Source organism: Calothrix sp. FACHB-168 (genome assembly GCF_963889195.1).
Lineage (GTDB): Bacteria > Cyanobacteriota > Cyanobacteriia > Cyanobacteriales > Nostocaceae > Aulosira > Aulosira anomala_A.
On record NZ_CAWPNJ010000085.1, the window covers coordinates 1 to 18,611 of the forward strand.

14 protein-coding genes and 1 pseudogene are annotated in these 18,611 nt (G+C 42.0%); 9 read left to right on the forward strand and 6 right to left on the reverse strand.

Annotation, left to right across the window (positions count from 1 at the left end; translation table 11 throughout):
- From AACW45_RS35460 to AACW45_RS35475, 4 genes and pseudogenes are all read left to right on the forward strand, one after another.
- Positions 1–261: GntR family transcriptional regulator (locus AACW45_RS35460; RefSeq protein WP_242045569.1), on the forward strand; the 261-nt coding region annotated here is incomplete at its 5' end.
- A gap of 404 nt (positions 262–665) precedes the next feature.
- A pseudogene (locus AACW45_RS35465) lies at positions 666–2,057 on the forward strand (cytochrome c oxidase subunit I); the annotation flags it as partial.
- 371 nt (positions 2,058–2,428) lie between these two features.
- On the forward strand, positions 2,429–3,031 hold the full coding sequence (locus tag AACW45_RS35470; RefSeq protein ID WP_190548659.1) for a cytochrome c oxidase subunit 3: 603 nt from the start codon (positions 2,429–2,431) through the stop codon (positions 3,029–3,031).
- Positions 3,032–3,518: 487 nt separating this feature from the next.
- Positions 3,519–4,292: a PEP-CTERM sorting domain-containing protein gene (locus AACW45_RS35475; protein WP_190630376.1), complete on the forward strand. Its 774-nt coding sequence runs from the start codon at positions 3,519–3,521 to the stop codon at positions 4,290–4,292.
- Positions 4,293–4,687: 395 nt separating this feature from the next.
- Here AACW45_RS35475 and AACW45_RS35480 read toward each other — a convergent pair whose 3' ends face one another.
- The gene (locus AACW45_RS35480; protein WP_190630706.1) at positions 4,688–4,909 is read right to left on the reverse strand and encodes a hypothetical protein; all 222 of its coding nucleotides are present in this window, start codon (positions 4,907–4,909) and stop codon (positions 4,688–4,690) included.
- A gap of 854 nt (positions 4,910–5,763) precedes the next feature.
- Positions 5,764–6,393 carry a class I SAM-dependent methyltransferase gene (locus tag AACW45_RS35485; protein ID WP_190630379.1) on the reverse strand — a complete coding sequence of 210 codons (630 nt, stop codon included), beginning with the start codon at positions 6,391–6,393 and terminating at the stop codon, positions 5,764–5,766.
- A 94-nt stretch (positions 6,394–6,487) separates the two neighbouring features.
- Between AACW45_RS35485 and hemH the strand changes: the two genes are divergently transcribed.
- Both hemH and AACW45_RS35495 read left to right on the forward strand, forming a co-directional pair.
- Positions 6,488–7,651: a ferrochelatase gene (hemH, locus tag AACW45_RS35490; protein WP_190548662.1), complete on the forward strand. Its 1,164-nt coding sequence runs from the start codon at positions 6,488–6,490 to the stop codon at positions 7,649–7,651.
- A gap of 85 nt (positions 7,652–7,736) precedes the next feature.
- Entirely contained in the window at positions 7,737–8,789 is a 1,053-nt protein-coding gene (locus tag AACW45_RS35495) for a WD40 repeat domain-containing protein (RefSeq protein WP_190630381.1), read from the forward strand.
- Positions 8,790–9,771: 982 nt separating this feature from the next.
- Here AACW45_RS35495 and AACW45_RS35500 read toward each other — a convergent pair.
- From AACW45_RS35500 to AACW45_RS35510, 3 genes are all read right to left on the reverse strand, one after another.
- Positions 9,772–10,329: a DUF4126 family protein gene (locus tag AACW45_RS35500; RefSeq protein WP_190630660.1), complete on the reverse strand. Its 558-nt coding sequence runs from the start codon at positions 10,327–10,329 to the stop codon at positions 9,772–9,774.
- Between the two features lie 273 nt (positions 10,330–10,602).
- Complete coding sequence (gene purB, locus AACW45_RS35505) at positions 10,603–11,898, reverse strand: adenylosuccinate lyase (protein ID WP_190630383.1); 1,296 nt, start codon at positions 11,896–11,898, stop codon at positions 10,603–10,605.
- Between the two features lie 40 nt (positions 11,899–11,938).
- A complete protein-coding gene (locus AACW45_RS35510) occupies positions 11,939–12,490 on the reverse strand; it encodes a DUF421 domain-containing protein (protein WP_190630385.1) in 552 nt (183 codons plus the stop codon).
- 197 nt (positions 12,491–12,687) lie between these two features.
- Here AACW45_RS35510 and AACW45_RS35515 point away from each other — a divergent pair, with 197 nt between their 5' ends.
- The 3 genes from AACW45_RS35515 to AACW45_RS35525 all read left to right on the forward strand — a co-directional run bounded on the left by AACW45_RS35515 (position 12,688) and on the right by AACW45_RS35525 (position 17,204).
- Complete coding sequence (locus tag AACW45_RS35515) at positions 12,688–13,734, forward strand: serine/threonine-protein kinase (protein ID WP_190630387.1); 1,047 nt, start codon at positions 12,688–12,690, stop codon at positions 13,732–13,734.
- A 285-nt stretch (positions 13,735–14,019) separates the two neighbouring features.
- On the forward strand, positions 14,020–16,062 hold the full coding sequence (locus tag AACW45_RS35520) for a serine/threonine-protein kinase (protein WP_190630389.1): 2,043 nt from the start codon (positions 14,020–14,022) through the stop codon (positions 16,060–16,062).
- Positions 16,063–16,175: 113 nt separating this feature from the next.
- Positions 16,176–17,204 carry a WD40 repeat domain-containing protein gene (locus tag AACW45_RS35525; RefSeq protein WP_190630390.1) on the forward strand — a complete coding sequence of 343 codons (1,029 nt, stop codon included), beginning with the start codon at positions 16,176–16,178 and terminating at the stop codon, positions 17,202–17,204.
- A gap of 113 nt (positions 17,205–17,317) precedes the next feature.
- Here the strand turns inward: AACW45_RS35525 and AACW45_RS35530 are convergent, their stop codons facing one another.
- Entirely contained in the window at positions 17,318–18,610 is a 1,293-nt protein-coding gene (locus AACW45_RS35530) for a PPC domain-containing protein (protein ID WP_190630392.1), read from the reverse strand.
- Between the last annotated feature and the right edge of the window lies 1 nt (position 18,611).

Genomic DNA, 18,611 nt, shown 5'->3' on the forward strand with positions numbered 1-18,611 from the left:
CCAACGGAAACCAAGTTAGCGGAACAGTTTGCAGTCAATCGCCATACTATTAGACAAGCGATCGCACTCTTAAAAAATGAGGGATTATTACGAGTTGATAGGGGAAGAGGAACTTTTGTTGCAGCTAAAACTATCCGCTATGCGATTGGAAAGCGTGTGCGTTATAACCAAACTTTAAAAGCGCAGGGTTGGCAAGCGAGGTTTCAATTATTGCGTGTATTAGAATTACCTGCGGATAATGCGATGTTGACTGGTGACTGATGACTGATGACTGATGACTGGTGACGGTAAAGACTTGTTGAGTTAGTTTAGCAGTTAACTGTCAACCGTCAACCGTCAACTAAACCAACCACTTCCTAACTTTTGCAGAAACTACATCAATAGTGCCAGTAGCAACAATTAAAATAAGATTTTATATATTCCCCCATGTTGTCTTTACCTTGAGACAGCATGTTTAAAAGCAGAATTTTGTACTGTATACGAAAATATCTTGGAAAAACTCTGATCCAAAAAATTATTTGATAACTGGCGCTTAAAGTGACGTACTCCACACACTCCCCTTTCAGGGTGAGTGTGGGCTTCTCAATGACTTCTCTATGAGGACATTAATTGAGCTTTAAGACCGTTCTGTCTTGCAATATCTGGAGATGTCCCTTGTACGCTCATCTCTTGTAGGATTTGCTAACTATTTAGTGCCTCTGATGATTGGGGCGCGAGACATGGCCTTTCCCCGCCTAAATGCGATCGCCTTTTGGATGGTGCCAGTTGTTGGCATTCTCTTAATGGCTAGTTTCTTTGTTCCCGGCGGCCCTGCCCAAGCAGGTTGGTGGGCTTATCCACCAGTCAGTCTGCAAAATCCCACAGGTCATTTAATTAACGGTCAAGTCATCTGGTTATTAGCAGTTGCCATATCCGGTGTTTCCTCGATTATGGGGGCAGTTAACTTTGTCACCACCATCGTCAAAATGCGGGCCCCAGGCATGACCTTCTTCCGGATGCCCCTCTTCGTTTGGGCAGTATTAAGCGCCCAAATCATCCAACTTTTCGGTCTACCTGCCTTGACTGCTGGCGCAGTCATGCTGTTACTTGACCTCACTGCTGGTACAGCCTTTTTCGACCCCAGCAAAGGTGGGAATCCAGTTATGTTCCAGCATTACTTCTGGTTCTACTCCCACCCAGCCGTATATGTGATTATTCTGCCTATCTTTGGTATTTTCTCGGAAATCTTCCCCGTATATAGCCGTAAACCTTTATTCGGTTACAAAGTAGTTGCAGTTTCTTCTCTCTTAATTGCCGTAGTTAGTGCCATTGTTTGGGTACACCATCTATATGTCAGTGGTACACCTGCTTGGATGCGGATGCTGTTCATGTTGACGACGATGTTAGTATCCGTACCCACTGGTATCAAAGTCTTTGCTTGGGTAGCAACCATTTGGGGTGGTAAATTGCGACTCACCACACCCATGCTATTTGCCCTTGGGGGATTAATTTTGTTCGTCTTCGCCGGTATCGTTGGTATTATGCTTTCCTCCGTACCTGTAGACGTACATGTGAACAACACCTATTTTGTTGTCGGTCACTTCCACTATGTACTCTTCGGTACCGTGACAATGGGCTTGTATGCAGCCTTCTATCACTGGTTCCCCAAAATGACCGGTCGGATGTATTACGAAAGCTGGGGTAAATTGCACTTTTGGTTAACATTCATTGGCGTGAACCTCAACTTTTTACCCATGCACCCCTTAGGATTGCAAGGGATGTTACGCCGGGTTTCCTCCTACGCCCCAGAATATGAATTTTGGAACATCATCGCTAGTCTTGGTTCCTTCCTCTTAGGTATGTCTACTTTGCCCTTCATCTTCAACATGATTGTTTCTTGGATGCATGGGCCGAAAGCACTCAGCAATCCCTGGCGGGCGATTGGGTTGGAATGGTTAGTTTCTTCACCACCCCCAGTAGAAAACTTTGAAGAAATCCCCATCGTCATTAGCGAACCCTACGGCTACGGTAAGTCTGAACCCTTAACTCTTCAGGCTCATCAACAGTCCCAGTCATAAGTAATGCAATAGGGGCTAGTAGTCTGTCAGGGTTGAAATGAGGGACAGTAGTGTGAGCGTCTCGCTCACGCGGGCAAGACTTCGGCGTGAGCGCTCAGTCGAACGCTGCCCGCACTACCAAAAATTCCTCAAAACAAAATTGACAGACTACTAGTAGGTTGTGGAAAGTAAGCGCAACCCAACGAAGTTACGTAAATGTTGGGTTACCCTGCGGGAAGCCCCTACTCTACCCTTCGGGAACCCTCTTCGAGGGAACGAGAACGCTCCGCGAACAGGTCTACGTTCCTCAACCCAACCTACTAGCTAGCTCTGTTTCCTAGCCCCTAACCCCTAAATTGCCGCAGTCTGTAAGGTCAAGGAGAATTTAACCAATGGATAGTTATATTACCACTGAGGAGTTGCATCACCTAGATGGTGAGCATACTCACGATGAAGAAGGCAATAAAATGTTTGGCTTTATTGTCTTCTTAATCTCAGAAAGCGTCATTTTCTTGAGTTTTTTCGCTGGCTATATCGTTTACAAAATCACCACGCCTAATTGGTTACCAGCTGGGGTTTCTGGTTTAGAAATTAAAGACCCAGCAATCAATACAATTATTCTGGTTTCTAGTAGCTTTGTGATTTACCTGGCAGAACGCGCCCTACAACGCCATGATTTATTAAAATTTCGTCTGTTTCTCGCAGCCACAATGGCTATGGGTAGCTACTTTTTGCTAGGACAGGCGATTGAATGGCACGGACTAGCCTTTGGCTTTACTTCCGGGACGTTTGGTGGCATGTTCTATCTCCTAACAGGCTTCCACGGTTTGCACGTATTCACCGGTATTTTATTGCAGCTAATCATTTTGATTCGCTCTTTTCTTCCTGGTAATTACGACAACGGCCACTTTGGTGTAAATGCAACTTCACTGTTTTGGCACTTTGTCGATGTTATCTGGATTGTTTTGTTCATTCTGATCTATATCTGGCAATAAGCTTTACACTGTCTACGATCCAAGTCTTTCCCCCAAATCACTCCTCTGAGCTTAACTGCGTAGAGGAGTATTTTTTACCTTTTGTTAACTAGCAAATAACCTTCATATAACTAATTAATGGGTGCTAAACATAATTCAAAATTGTCTAAAAATAAAAAAATACTGTGTGTTTTTTTGATAAAGAAATTGTATAGACACAGTTTTATTGTTGTTAAACAAACGTACTTATCTATAAAATGATGTAAAGATACAGGGCTACCTGACCGAAATATTACTGAGATTCAGGAAATTTAGGTGAAACTAATTTTTTGGATTTATCTCAAACATCTCATCTACTTCACGACTTGCATCAAGATTTTCTCAGCCGTGATTTTTTGTGTAAGTAAGAAATTTTCTTACCACAGAATTGACAATGTATTTTCAGGTTACATATCAGCAGAATTTTCATTTCTGTTGTGAACAATTAGCAATTTGGAGAAATTAATTAATGATGAAACCCACTGTATTACTACAAGCTTTGGGTGTAAGTATCATGGCGATGTTCGCTGCATCTTCTGCCAATGCTGCTACCATCACCTTAACAGGCACAATTCGCGACTTTAACGATACCCATCCAGACTTTGAAAAATTAATTAAGAGCGATAAAGGTATTGTGCAATCAATACTAGGTGCAGACGGTAAGCCAGTATATGCAGGTCAAGCAGATAACCCAACAACTAGCGGTCAAGAAAACTTTGACCAATGGTATCGAGATGTTTCAGGTGTGAATCAAAGTAAACAGTATAGTATTACCTTAGACGATACTGGTAATCCTCCTGGTATTTACTCGTATACTAACAACAATTTCTTCCCCATTGATGGTGAGCTATTGGGTAATCAGGGACGTAAGCACAACTATCACTTTACTTACGAAATTGCTTCTAAGTTTACTTATCAACCTGGACAAATCTTTACATTTAGTGGAGATGACGATCTGTGGGTTTTCATTGATAAGAAACTAGCCATAGATCTCGGTGGCGTTCACCAAATACAGACAGGAAGCGTAAATCTTGATACTCTAGGTCTGATTGCTGGGAAAACTTATGATTTCAATCTCTTCTTTGCAGAACGACACACAACTAAATCTAATTTTTCAATTAGTACATCGATCGCGCTAGAACCACCATCGGTTCCTGAGCCTCTAACTATTGGTAGTACTATAGTTGCAGCTGGTTTGGGTTTGTGGATGAAGCGCAAGCAAAAAGCTGCGCACATAGCATAGTTGCGTAGTTGTTCTCATTTTCGTCAACAATTTTAATTTAATGCCCTTGGGGAGAACACAAGGGCAGTGAAGTACTCCGGCTTGCTTCGCTCTTTGCGTATCGCTCATCAAAACAACCATCAACGTTTCGCGTCTCATTCGCCGTTGCCACGTTGGGTATATCACAAGGATATTCGGGACTGAACCCGATTATGGTCTTACACAGCGTTTCTGGTATTGCTACCTTTATCTCCTCATGGGGAGAACCCGCGCAGCCGCCCGCCTCCCGCAGGCAGTTTTATTACTTGGACGTACACCTCTGTGTGGCTTATTTTTTACCGCAGAGCGCAATCATGCGAACCAGTGACCGAGGTCTTTCCCCCTTTCTCACGCTCTTAGACGAGGTCGCGATTAAACTAAGCCGCTCCGTCACCAGAGCGACTTGTCTTCAAAACCGGACGTGAAAGTTTCCCTTCATCCGGCTCCTCAGTAATTTGGTGCTTGTCCAAGTGCATACCTCCAGCTAAACCATCATTAACTGTTTTTGTGTCGTGGCAGTGCCCCAAGGCGTTCGCTTCTAATTCAATCTTTCCTAACTGTTGCATACGGTTAGCACCTGCTTGGTATCGACCATCCAAGAGCAAACAAGTAGGTTATTTCGTTCCGATTGACCATTGTTTTGAACTTTTAGAGTAATGCTCTATGCCGGGTTTATTGGGAGTGCTTGCTAGTCAATCTACGGTTGCTAGCCCTTTTATCCTTTGCCTTTTGGCTCCAGTGTGTAAGCCTTATTCCACTGGTTTAGCGTGACGACATCTCATATGCATTTTCGCTTGTGCTACTCTTAAGTTCCTGCTAGAAGGGAACCGATTTAGGCTATCAGTCTTACTCCTTTTCATCCCGCTTCAGGCGTTGATGGCTAGTCGCGAGCCTGGGGATGATGCTTTCACCTTTGCACCTAAGGGAAGGGACTTCTAATCCATACTTTAGGATTTCTGGGTTAGTCACCCTCATAGTCAATCAGTTATCAGGTTGTTTCTACCTGTCACTCATCCTTGAACATATATTCATTTCGAGTGAACGAATCGCACCGTCGAGCCGCTACTGTGACCGTTTGTTATGAGCCGTGTGGGTGGGTCAACAACCATTTATATATTAGCATAGAAATGGCGTAACGTGTACACACCCATGAAAGAGAAATCATTACGTTTTCGGATGTCTGAGCGTAGATACAACAAGCTTAAACTATATGCTAATAGCAAAGAAAAAACGATGACACAATTGATTGAAGACTGGATTGACCGACTACCAAGTCCAGCTATTGACGACTCCGACGCTCCTTCGTCGCTACCGCTTCGCTAACAACCATCTCACTCCCTAATCAACCTGACGGTTGATATCGCTCGGAGATGTTTTCGTCGTCGCAAGCGTCACTACCCCACCCTGCTGCGCTGAGGGTGGGGACTTCCGCGAACTGTTAAATTTTTGAGCTTCATGATGGTTTGTGTGCTTGAATTACCTGTAAACTACCACCTGCATATAACTTGGGTTCAGGGACTGTAAACCCGATTTCTGCTAATAAGCTAGGTAAATCAGTTTTTAATAACTGCCAAGCTGTCTCGGTTTCAAACAACAACAAAAATAGTGATAACCCAGGCCAAAATAGAGGATTAGTAGGAGCATGAAAATCTACTAAGGTAAATATACCCCCTGGTTTAAGTACTCGATAAACTTCCCTCAAAATATTGCCTAATTGCTCGCTTTCCATCTCATGTAGCGCCACACTCGTATGCACTACATCAAACTCACCATCTGTAAAGGGCATGTTTTCGGCAAAAGCTTCTACATAAACAGCACTAGGTACATTTTGCCGGGCCCGATTTAAAGATAAGGGAGAGGCATCTAATCCTGTTACATTTTGTGAAGATTTCACTAAAAATTGCGTCGCTTGACCGCTACCACAACATAAATCTAAAATTTGCGTCTGTGAGTTGATTGTTAACCCTTGCAAAGCTAATTGGCGAAACCGAGTTTCACCGCCTATACTTAACGCCGCTAAACCAGAAATGCCATCATATAGCCATTGATAGCGGTAACTCCATTCCCTTAAAATTGTTGCCATGACATCATTGCGTCCTGTTAACCTTTATATTTAATAAAGATATATTGTTAACATTAGTAAAAAAAACTGAAAAGGTTGGGGGAAAATAACTGCTATGGGTCGTGTAGGCGTCTTATTACTCAATCTCGGCGGGCCAGATAAGCTAGAAGATGTAGGGCCATTTTTATTTAACCTGTTTTCCGATCCGGAAATTATTCGCCTACCCTTTCGTTGGCTGCAAAAACCCCTAGCTTGGTTCATTGCTTCCCGGCGGACAAAGACATCGCAAGAAAACTACAAGCATATCGGGGGTGGTTCGCCACTGCGCCGGATTACAGAAGCGCAAGGCGAAGCGCTCAAAGAACAACTGAAAGATTTGGGGCAAGAAGCTAATATCTATGTGGGAATGCGTTATTGGCATCCTTATACCGAAGAAGCGATCGCGCTTTTAACTCAAGATAAAATTGAACAGTTGGTAATTTTACCTCTGTATCCCCAATTTTCTATTAGTACTAGTGGTTCTAGCTTCCGACTATTAGAAAGACTTTGGCAAGAAAATCCCAAACTTCAGCCTGCTGAATACACTGTTATTCCTTCTTGGTATAAACAAAGTAATTATCTCCAAGCAATGGCACAACTCATTGCGCAAGAACTCGATCAATTTCCTAACCCTGATGAAGTTCACATTTTCTTCAGCGCTCATGGCGTACCAAAAAGCTATGTTGAAGAAGCAGGCGATCCTTATCAGCAAGAAATTGAGGAATGTACAGTTCTGATTATGCGTACCCTCAACCGTCCTAATGCTCACACCTTGGCTTATCAAAGTCGTGTCGGCCCGGTAGAGTGGTTGCAGCCATACACAGAAGATGCGTTGAAAGAGTTAGGAGCCAAAGGCGTTCAGGATATAGTTGTCGTACCTATCAGTTTTGTCTCAGAGCATATTGAGACATTACAAGAAATCGACATTGAATATCGGGAAATTGCTGAAGAAGCGGGAATTCACAACTTCCGCCGCGCACCTGCTCCTAATACCCATCCCGTATTTATTAGAGCCTTGGCAGATTTAGTGATTGATTCCTTGCAGAAACCCAGTCTCAAGCTGTCCCAAGTCACTCAAATGAAGAAAAAGGTGAAAATGTATCCCCAAGAGCGTTGGGAATGGGGTATCACCACCAGCGCCGAAGTCTGGAATGGCCGGATTGCCATGCTCGGATTTATTGCTTTAATTATCGAGCTAGTTACCGGTCGCGGACTACTGCATATGATTGGACTGTTGTAACTGCAAAGCACAGTCAAGGTGACAACGGAACAGTGTGTTGTGGAATGAGTCGAGTCATATACAACCCTTGAGGTGCAAACCTACAATGACTCGCAACCAAATCTTTGGGAAAGTACTCACAGTATGGACTCTTACCTTAGTCACGACTACTGTTTGCGGTTGCACTACATTGACTGCCAAATTTCAGGACTCAGTTAGCCAATCTTCCCAAAATAGTCAACCACTACGCAAGCTTTCAACAGCATCAGATTCAGGTTACTCTGTTGCTTATTCTCCAGAAGTGGTGAAAGCAAACAATCCTGATGTTTCTACTCTTCTGGCCAGTGCTGGTACTAAAACCGTTAAACTTTGGCATCCCAGCACTGGAAAGCTTATCCGTACCTTTACCGGACAGGCTTGGGCTGTTAACTTTAGCCCAGATGGTAAAATTCTGGCTAGTGGGAGTCAGAATGGAAATCTAAATTTATGGAATGTTGACACAGGAAAACTAATCCGTACCCTTCAGCATTCCCAACCAGTCATTGATATAGTATTTAGCCCCGATGGGCAGACAATAGCTAGTGGTCTTGACCAAGGCGCTAACATAAGGTTGTGGAATTGGCGTACTGGAAAAATCATTCCTATCCCTGATGATTCTAATGCTGCCACAAAGGGATTTGATAACTTCAAATCTGTACCCATCGTTTTTAGCCCAGATGGTCAGACTTTATTTGCGAGAAATGGTTCAGGTAACGCGATTAATTTGTGGAATATTAATAGTGGTAAATTTCTCCGCAGTTTCGATGCTCAATCATTAATTAACGATGTCGCCATCAGTGCAGATGGAAAAATTTTAGCTATTGGTATTCGTGACAAGGCTATTAAGTTGTGGAATGTTAGTACTGGCAAACTTATCAATACTTTAACTGGTCATGAAGGTGAAGTGAGAGCGGTTGCTTTCAGTGCAGATGGAAAAACTCTCGCTAGTGGTAGCCAAGATGGAAGTATCAAGCTATGGAATCTTAGTACTGGCAAACTGATGAGTACGTTCATGGCGCAAAAAGAACAAGTTTGGTCTGTTGCTTTTAGCCCAGATGGAAAAACTCTTGCTAGTGGGAGTCAGGATGGCATCATCAAGATTTGGCAGGTATTACCATAGTCATACCCAATGCGATCGCTCAGTAGTAAGAAATCAAAAAATAAGAAACGCTTGTGGGATGAAAGTTACAACTTATTGATCGCAAGCATTTGGGGTAGGTAATGCTGGATAACCGTTTTGCGCGGTTGAGGTTTTCTCAGCAGTTTTAATGGTTTTTGGTTGACCTCAAAAAAATTATTGGGGCTACTTGACGGCGTTAGATTAATAATTTAGTATGTTTCTATTACCTGTATATTAGATAATGCCCTACGTATATCTTTTAAATTTATACCTAAATTCTTAGAAGCTTACGGTGGATTTCGCGTGTAATTTTTGGTACGGTAGTTTCTAGATAATTTTAAAGCAGAAACCCCGCTAAACTTGTGCTGCCAGGCTTTTGTGTAACGGGATTGCTTTAAATATTGTTTTTAACTTGCCCTGTCTATAAGGCAGAAGTATTTTATCATAGTGCCACAAAAATCAAAAAGAGTCAACCCTCGCGTGAGGGTTCGTTTTCGGCTGGTTGTCAGTAAAACTCTACTGAGTACAACCATTCCATTGCTGCTTTCGTTGGTTCGACCTCCGGCAACGACTCCACCTAATTGCCCTTGTCAAACTCCTCAACCGGAGAACGCAGAGGTACGTGTAATCAAGCCTAATAATTTTCAATAGGCTTTAATCTTTAGGTATTTGGGTTTACACTCAAATGCCTAACTTTCGTCATGCCCATTGCTGCTTTGACCTAAGATGCACATCGCTAACTGTTCTGTGCTTTCTAGCGCATAGGTTACAGCAGTTTTCACCTATTTGAACCACATCTGTGGTAGGGGCACGGCATTGACAATCTTTTGGTACACACAATAATTTTACTGGTGCCGTGCCCCTACAGCGTGGTCTATTTACAGGAAGATGCTGTAATATTTATTTAATGGAACCGCCAAGACGCCAAGTACGCCAAGAGAAAAGAAGCAAGTATTAAGTGCAAGTTTACAGAGAATTGGTATTACCTTTTTGACTGCTGACGGCGATATTGCCAATACCAGTCATACCATTGTTTAGCACTGTGAATTGCAAACCAAAGGAGGATAAAAGTAATTAATCCTCCTGGCCAAGGGGCACGAAAGGCAAAGATAATTAAAACTACACACAAAAAATCTTGCAGAAATGTTGCCCACAACGGTAAACCACGCAAGCGATAAAACCAGCCAACTTGCACGAGTTGGAATACCAAAGCTAATAAACCACAAATCACAGCAATTAGCCAATGGGGTAATATAGCTGTGGAACAAGCCGCTAAACCGAGAATTGCGCCGACAATTGGGGAAAATATTAACTCAAATATTTGTATAACTCTTTGCCCCAAGCGTCTTTTAGAAGCCACCAGTTCCACTAAAGACCAGATACTGAACAAGCCGATCAACAATGGTGGCGAAATATAGGACAAAATCGGGACTTTTGACCACAGCTGAACTCCGTGCAAAAATCCCATAATGAGTAGGGGTAAACCTATTCTGATGCCTGCTGCCGCAGAAGCAGAAAGTGCGGCTAGGATATCGATAATCACGGCACTAGAAGCGCTATTTAATAGGCTTTTAATAAAATTAATTGAAGTAGCAGATTTAAGCGGGTAAGTATATCAGCTATATAATATTTTACAACAAAAAATTCTGTTTGTGGGTAGAAGGGGGGAAGGGGGACAAGGGAAGGGGGACAAGGAGGACAAGGGGGACAAGGAGGACAAGGAGGAAAATAAATGATTATTGACTCTTGACCATTGACCATTGACCATTGACTCTTGACTCTTGACTCTTGACTCTTGCCCCATGCCCCATTCTTAAATCCCTAGTCGTTGATAAACTTGTTCTAAGTGCCGCAGATGTTGTTGGGGGTCAAAACATAACTCAATTTCTGCTGAGGTTAACTTTGCGGTGACGCGGGGGTCTTTGGTAATTAAGTCGTGGAAGTTTCCTTCTGGTTTATTCCAAGCGGCGTGTGCATTTGATTGGACAATCGCATAAGCTTCTTCCCGGTTAACTCCCTTTTCTACTAAGGCTAGTAGCACTTTCTGGCTAAATACTACCCCGCCATAGCAGTTGAGATTGCGTTGCATGTTCTCTGGATACACCAGCAGGTTGGTTACTAAGTCGGTAATTTCATGCAGCATGAAATGGGTTAAAATGCAAGCATCTGGCAAAATTACCCGTTCTACAGAGCTGTGAGAAATATCTCGTTCGTGCCATAGGGCTACATCTTCTAAAGCTGCACCTGCATGGCTTCTCACTAGTCGCGCCATCCCTGTTAGGCGTTCAGAACGGATGGGATTACGTTTGTGTGGCATAGCAGAGGAACCTTTTTGCCCTTTAGCGAAGAATTCTTCCACTTCCAGAACATCGGTTTTTTGCAGGTTACGAATTTCCACTGCAAACCGTTCAATTGATGCGGCGACTAAGGCTAATTGCTGTACATAGTCGGCGTGGATGTCGCGGGAGATAACTTGTGTAGAGGCGGTATCTGGTTTGAGTCCGAGTTTTTGACAAGCGATCGCTTCTACACGTGGTTCAATATTTGCATAGGTTCCCACTGCGCCAGAAATCTTACCTACAGCGATTGTTTTGCGCAGCGTTTGTAACCGTTCTTCGTGGCGCAATACCTCAGCTAACCACCCAGCTAGTTTAAAACCAAAGGTGATCGGTTCGGCATGAATCCCGTGAGAACGACCAATCATCACCGTATAACGGTGTTCTTTGGCTTTATTGCGAATAGCTTGAATTAAATCTTCTAGACGTTGCAGTATGACATCTAAACTGGCTACCAATTGCAATGCTAAAGCTGTATCTAACACATCCGAACTTGTTAAGCCCAGGTGAATATAACGTCCAGCATCACCAACATATTCATTGACATTTGTTAAAAAAGCAATCACATCGTGGCGGACTTCAGCCTCAATTTCTAACACCCGCTTGGGATCAAAATTCGCCTTGGCTTTAATTTCTGCAACCGCCTCAGCCGGAATGTAACCCAACTCAGCTTGTGCTTCACAAACAGCAATTTCTACTTGTAACCAAGTTTCTAGCTTATAGGCTTCACTCCAAAGATTACCCATTTCGGGCAAGGTATAACGATCAATCACAATCCGCCACAGAATACAACCGTCATATTTTACATTTTTATTAGGACAGATCGCTTTTTGATTTATTTTTTTCGGAAGTAATCAAATTAGTTTTGCTATCGGAGGTGATGACGCTAATGCTACCGTCAGCTTCCATAAATGCTAACTTCACATCTTCCAAATATTCGATACTTTGCTGGCGTAACTTACTCATTAACTCATCTTCTGTAATTAATTCTCGTTCGAGATGTCGGTGAATCATTTTGCCATTTTTTACCAACAGCAAGGGCGGGGGATTAAGTAAGCGCTGAAACTGCGGCAGTTTGTAACCCAACCAGTTAAGCAAATAGCTCCAAAAAATCACAGTTCCTACCAGAATTGCTCCTTCGGTAATCGATGTATAATTACTCGCCATTGCATTTTGGGCGGCTTCTGCAAACAATACAACTACCAGTAAGTCGGTAATTCCTAAAGTTCCCATTTGTCGGCTAGGTAGCCAGCGCAGTACCGAAAACAACGCCAAATAAACTAAAGATCCCCTGATAATCAATTCCAGCACGCTGATACTCGGAACAAAAATTGCGTGCCAATTGATAACTAACCAATTGTCCATTAGCGTACAATTCCTTTACTTTTCCACAGTTATATTTACAACCATAGTAAATTTACTCATGAATATGAATTTTTGATAGAGAATTTTGGCGTTAAGTGGGGGTATAAATCAGGATTCTGCAAAGATATAGTAATCATACTGACAGAGGATTACTTTTATAGATAAATTAAAGACTATCAAGATTGGCCTTTGTTGCGATGAATCGATTTCCGCCACAATTAACCCAGCTGCACGAGTGGATTTTACAGGAAACTCGGCTCGGTCGCATGTGTGGCTCTTCCGAAAGATTTCGCGATCGCTATGAAATTCTCAAAGTTTTAGGTAGAGGTGGCTTTGGGATTACCTTTTTAGCCAAGAATGCGGTATTACCTGGTAAGCCTTTGTGTGTAATTAAACAACTTTGCCCAAAGGTTACCAGTATCAAAAGTTGGGAAAGGGCTTGTCAGCGCTTTAAAAAAGAAGCCAAAGCTTTGGGCGAACTAGGTAGTCATCCGCAAATTCCCATGTTGTTAGACTACTTTGAAATTAAGGGAGAGTTTTATTTAGTTCAAGAATATATCCGTGGTTCTACTTTAGCGCGGGAAGTAAAGAAAAGCGGAACGAAGAGTGAAGCCGCAGTGAAACAATTTTTGCAGGAATTATTACCAGTATTAAAATATCTCCATCAACATGGCGTAATTCATCGCGATATCAAACCGCATAACTTGTTGCGTTGCGAAGATGATGAGCGAATTGTGTTAATTGATTTCGGTGCGGTGAAACAGGAATTAGTCAACGCTGAACAAAACTCAATTCATCGTCAAGCGACTACTAATTTTGTCGGCACAATGGGATATGCGCCACCAGAACAGTTTTCTTTAACTCCAGTTTATGCCAGTGATATTTATGCTTTGGGAGTGACTTGTATTTATTTACTCACTGGTAAAAGCCCTTTAGAACTTTCCTACGATCATGATACTGGTGAGATTTCCTGGCAAAAAGAAGTCAAGGTAAGTGATAGTTTTGCGCAGATATTGGGCAAAATGGTAAAAATTTCCCTAAAAGAGCGGTTTAAGTCGGCTCAAGAAGTACTGAGAGCCTTGGAATTAGAAAATTATTTACCGACTTTAACAAACTGTTTAACTACCCAACCACCGAGAACCAAGACATATAAACAACCAGAAGTTACGCAAACATACTTAACACCTGCGCAAAGAACTGCGATCGCTATTCGCGAATGGAAAGCGCGAGGAAATAAAAAATAAGGGCATGGGGCAGAGACGCGATTAATCGCGTCTCTACAAGTTGTCCTCCTAGCCCCTAACAAAAAATTTGATTATTATATCATCAACAAATAATTATTTTAGCTCTTGTAATTTTCCTCAATTAAGAGAAAATTGACTATAATCTACAAACGCTGACTATCTTAAGTAACTCCCCGTTTCCAAAACAGGGATAATCTACCATCAGTAAACAAAAGCTAGTCTAAAACTAGGGAAATTGCGGGTACAACTTAGCATAATTTGTCATGCAGTAGCGCCTGTCATCTCATGATCTGCTGCTTAAATCCTGATTGCTCAAATCCACTCAATGCCGATGAAAATAAGTTTTGCCAAGCCTGTAACACCCCACTCTCAGGACTGTTAAGAAATCGCTTCCGTGTTATTCGCGTCCTTTCGGATGAGGGGGGATTTGGTAGAACTTATTTATCTCAAGATGTCGATAAATTACACGAACGCTGTGTAGTGAAACAATTAGCTCCAAAGTTTCAAGGAACTTGGTCGCAAAAAAAAGCGATGGAGTTATTTGCTGAAGAAGCTAAACGACTACAACAACTCGGAGAACATCCGCAAATTCCGACTTTATTGGCTTATTTTGAACAAGACCATTGTTTGTATTTAGTACAACAATTTATCAATGGTCAGAATTTGTTAATGGAGTTACAGCAGGGTAAAACCTATAAAAATCAGGATATTCACGCATTTTTGCTGGATTTATTACCTATCCTGAAATATATTCACGAGCGCGGTGTAATTCATCGGGATCTCAAACCGGAAAATATTATTCGCCGTCACAGTGATGGAGGTTTATGTTTAATTGATTTTGGTTCTTCTAAGCAATTAACAGCTAGAGTCCAAAATAAAATTGGTACTTCCATTGGTTCTCATGGTTACTCCCCTATCGAACAAATTCGCGATGGGAAGGCTTATCCTGCTAGCGATTTATTTGGCTTGGGGACTACCTGTTTTCATTTACTGACGGGTATTTCTCCGTTTCAATTGTGGACGGAACATGGCTATTCTTGGGTGACAAATTGGCGACAATATTTGCGTAAACCCCTGTCTTCAGAATTAGATCGGGTAATGGATAAGCTGTTGCAAAAAGATATCCATAAGCGTTATCAATCTGCTGATGAAGTTATTCGTGATTTGTCACAAAAACAACAAAAGCGACTGTTACCTATAGTTAAATCTTCGGCTAAAATACCAAAGACTCAAACACAATATTTACCGAAAAAATATAGTTTTTTGAGGCTATTAGTCTTAACTTCTGCTGTTTTCTTGTTATTTGGCTTTGGTGACTTTTGGTATAAACCATTTCTCGATTTACAAAATATTTTATTGTCTCGCCTCAGTCAACAAAATAATCGTCCGCGAAATACCGAAGCTGTTTTAACTCAGCAGTCGCAAACATCGACCTCATTAGCGAAAATTTCTTTAGTTAATACCCTACAAGTCAGTACAAATGGGGTTTTATCGGTAGCGATTAGTCCTGATGGTCAATTGGTGGCTAGTAATAGCGATCGCATTATTAAATTATGGAATCTCGCCACAGGTCAAGTTATCTTTAACTTTAAGGGTCATTCCCAAAGAGTAAATGCGGTCATTTTTAGCCCTAATGGCAAAAAATTGGTCAGTGGGAGTGATGATAACACCATTAAAGTCTGGAATGTGGCAACAGGTAAGCTCATTCGCACCTTGGTGGGACATACTGACTCAATTCATGCTTTAACTATTAGCCCAGATGGTCACACTTTGGTTAGCGGTAGCGATGACAGCACCATCAAAGTTTGGAATTTAAACACCGGTAGAGAAATTACTACCTTGCTAGGACATGAATTCTGGGTGCGTTCTCTGGCTATGAGTCCAGATGGAAAAACTCTGGCTAGCGGTAGCTTTGATAAAACTATCAAATTATGGAATTTAGATAAAGGCTACATAATCCGCACTCTGAGAGGAGATAACAAAACGATTACATCTTTAGCGATTAGTCCTGATGGTCAAACTTTAGTTAGTGCAAACCGCGATTCCACAATTAAACTGTGGAATTTAACTACAGGTATGGAAATTCGGACACTAGTAGGGCATGATAATACAGTCACATCTTTAGCTATAAATCCCGATGGAAAAAGCCTTGCTAGCGGTAGCCGCGATCGCACAATTAAAGTATGGAATTTAACCACAGGTGCAGAAATTCTTACCCTAGACGCCCACACAAACACCGTCACTTCTCTCAGCTTTAGCCCAGATAGCAAAACCCTGATCAGTGGTAGCGAAGACAACAATATGAAGATTTGGCAAATGTCGCCATAGATAAAGTTAAGTAACCACACATCATAATAATTTAATATAATATTCAGTAATTTTAGCGATGTACCAGCTATGTTATTGTGCATTATTCGGGCAGTAATACTGGGAGATCTGCGATGTCTGTAAATCTCACTCACTCAAAATTAAAATTCTTAACAACCACAGCTTTCTTGGTGTTAGGATTCGGGGGGGTTTTGTCTTCGCAAGTTCCCTTAGCTGCCGGTAGTAGTTCGACTGATACTAATGAACGAGTATCAGAAATCTTAAATCTTAGTGAAAATTCTGGCTCAGTTAGAGCTGTAGCCATAAGTCCTGATGGTAACACCCTTGCTAGCGTCAGTACAGATAACACAATTAAATTGTGGAATTTGAATACTGGCTTGAAACTGCGTACCTTAGTTGGTCATACCAATTGGGTAAATTCCATCGCTTTTAGCCCTGATGGAAGTATCCTGGCTAGCGGTAGTATAGACAAAACTATCAAACTGTGGAATCTATCTACAGGTGCAGAACTTCATACTCTCACAGGACATAAACTTTCAATTCAGTCTGTCGCCTTCAGCCCCGATGGCAATACTTTAGCTAGTGGTGGTTGGGATCAGACGATTAAATTGTGGAATGTCACCACAGGAGAAGTTATCCGCACCCTAGAAGGGGATTGTGATATTATCAATTCCCTAGCTTTTAGCCCAGACGGCAACACCCTTGCTAGCACAAATCATTTTGAAAAGAAAATTAAACTATGGAATTTGGCTGATGGCTCTGTTAAGCAAAGTCTTGCAGGACATAGCGATGTAGTCAATGCCATAGCGATTAGTCCCAACGGCAAAATTATTGCCAGTGCGAGTTGGGATGGTACAATTAAACTGTGGAACTTGCGCACAGGGCGAGAACTCAGTACCCTCAAAGCCGATGCGAATAAAGTTTGGTCTGTAGCTTTCAGTCCCGATGGCAAAACCCTTGTCAGTGGAGGCTGGGATAACACTGTCAGACTCTGGAATGTGCTAGAAAGAAAACAAATCCGCTCTTTTAAAGGACATACCAATAAAATTTGGGCTGTAGCCTTTAACCCCAATGGTAAAACCATTGTCAGCGCCGGTAAAGACCGTCAAATTAAAGTTTGGCCAGTTGAGCAGTTAAATTAGATTAGGGACAAGAAATTTTAGATTTTAGATTTTAGATTTTAGATTCAAACCCAATCCAAAATCGCAAATCCAAAATCCAAAATTGTTTCAATGCCCAATGCCCAATGCCCAAATTAATATAAAGTCAATCTGTATCTACCCCTTTCCTGCGGATTAGCAGAGGTCACTACCACATAATAAGTATCATCTCCAGGTAATCTGGCACGGTCAATGAGGGCGCTAAATCTACCATCATTAGCATTATCAGCAGCGATAATTTGACCTTGAGAATTTAACAAAACTAAATAAGGGGAAAATTCCTCATACAAGCTATCTGCACGAATACTAACCAGTTGATTTTTTTTGCCCTCAAACTTGGTAATATCGTAAGGACTTTTATTTTGTTTTAAAGTCAGACTTTGGGCAGTTAGTTGCGCAGATTCGTCTAAAACATAGCTAGCGCGATCGTTCCTCAGTGCTAAACTATAGCGGCCTGTATCGCCAGGATTGCGACTAGTGACGGCGATAGTATAAGTACCGTCAACAGGTAATCTGACAAATACAAAGGCATCTTTAATACCATTTGTTGTTTGTGTACTGCTGCGCTTGACAATTACATTATTATCTGGGTCAAGCAGAAACATATAAGGATTGAGACTGAGATTATTTGAGCGTCGCGTATCAGTGCTACCACCAAGCCGAATTTGCACTAATTGATTTGCTCTGCCTTCAAATTGGTAGAAGTGATAATATCTACCTTGAGATTGAAAATCACCTTTGCTGAGAATCCCAAAAGCGAAATCAACAAAGTTAATTGGCTTGTAATTGAGATTTGCGGGTAGAGAAACAGGCGAAACTTCGCGAGTTGGCTGGTTATTTGTACGTGGTTTAGTTGTTGGTTGATACCGTCCTGACTCTGGACGGGGAGAACGATTATTTACAGGTTGAGATGGCGTAGTTTGTCTTGGTTGCGGTGCTGGATTTACAGGTTGAGATGGCGTAGTTTGTCTTGGTTGCGGTGCTGGATTTACAGGTTGAGATGGCGCAGTTTGTCTTGGCTGCGGTGCTGGATTTACAGGTTGAGGTGGTACAGTTTGTCTTGGCTGCGGTGCTGGATTTACAGGTTGAGATGGTGCTGTATTTGTAGTTGTCGGGGGTACGCGGGGAGGTAGAGGTGAATCAATAGATTGGCGAGGTTGCGGTGCTACAGGTGGTTGAGAGGTGGGAATTTGCTCAATTCCTTGTTCTACTGCTTCTGGTTGTCTTTCATCGGGTGGTTTAGCAATGATGAATTTTCGCAGAACTAGGGGAACTTCTACAGCATTGATAGGTAGAGAAAAACTACTTACCAAAAAACTGTTACCTATTGTCAAGAAAATCGCTAATTGAGCCAGGAAAGGGAATTTTTGATGTTTTGCTAGGGGCATT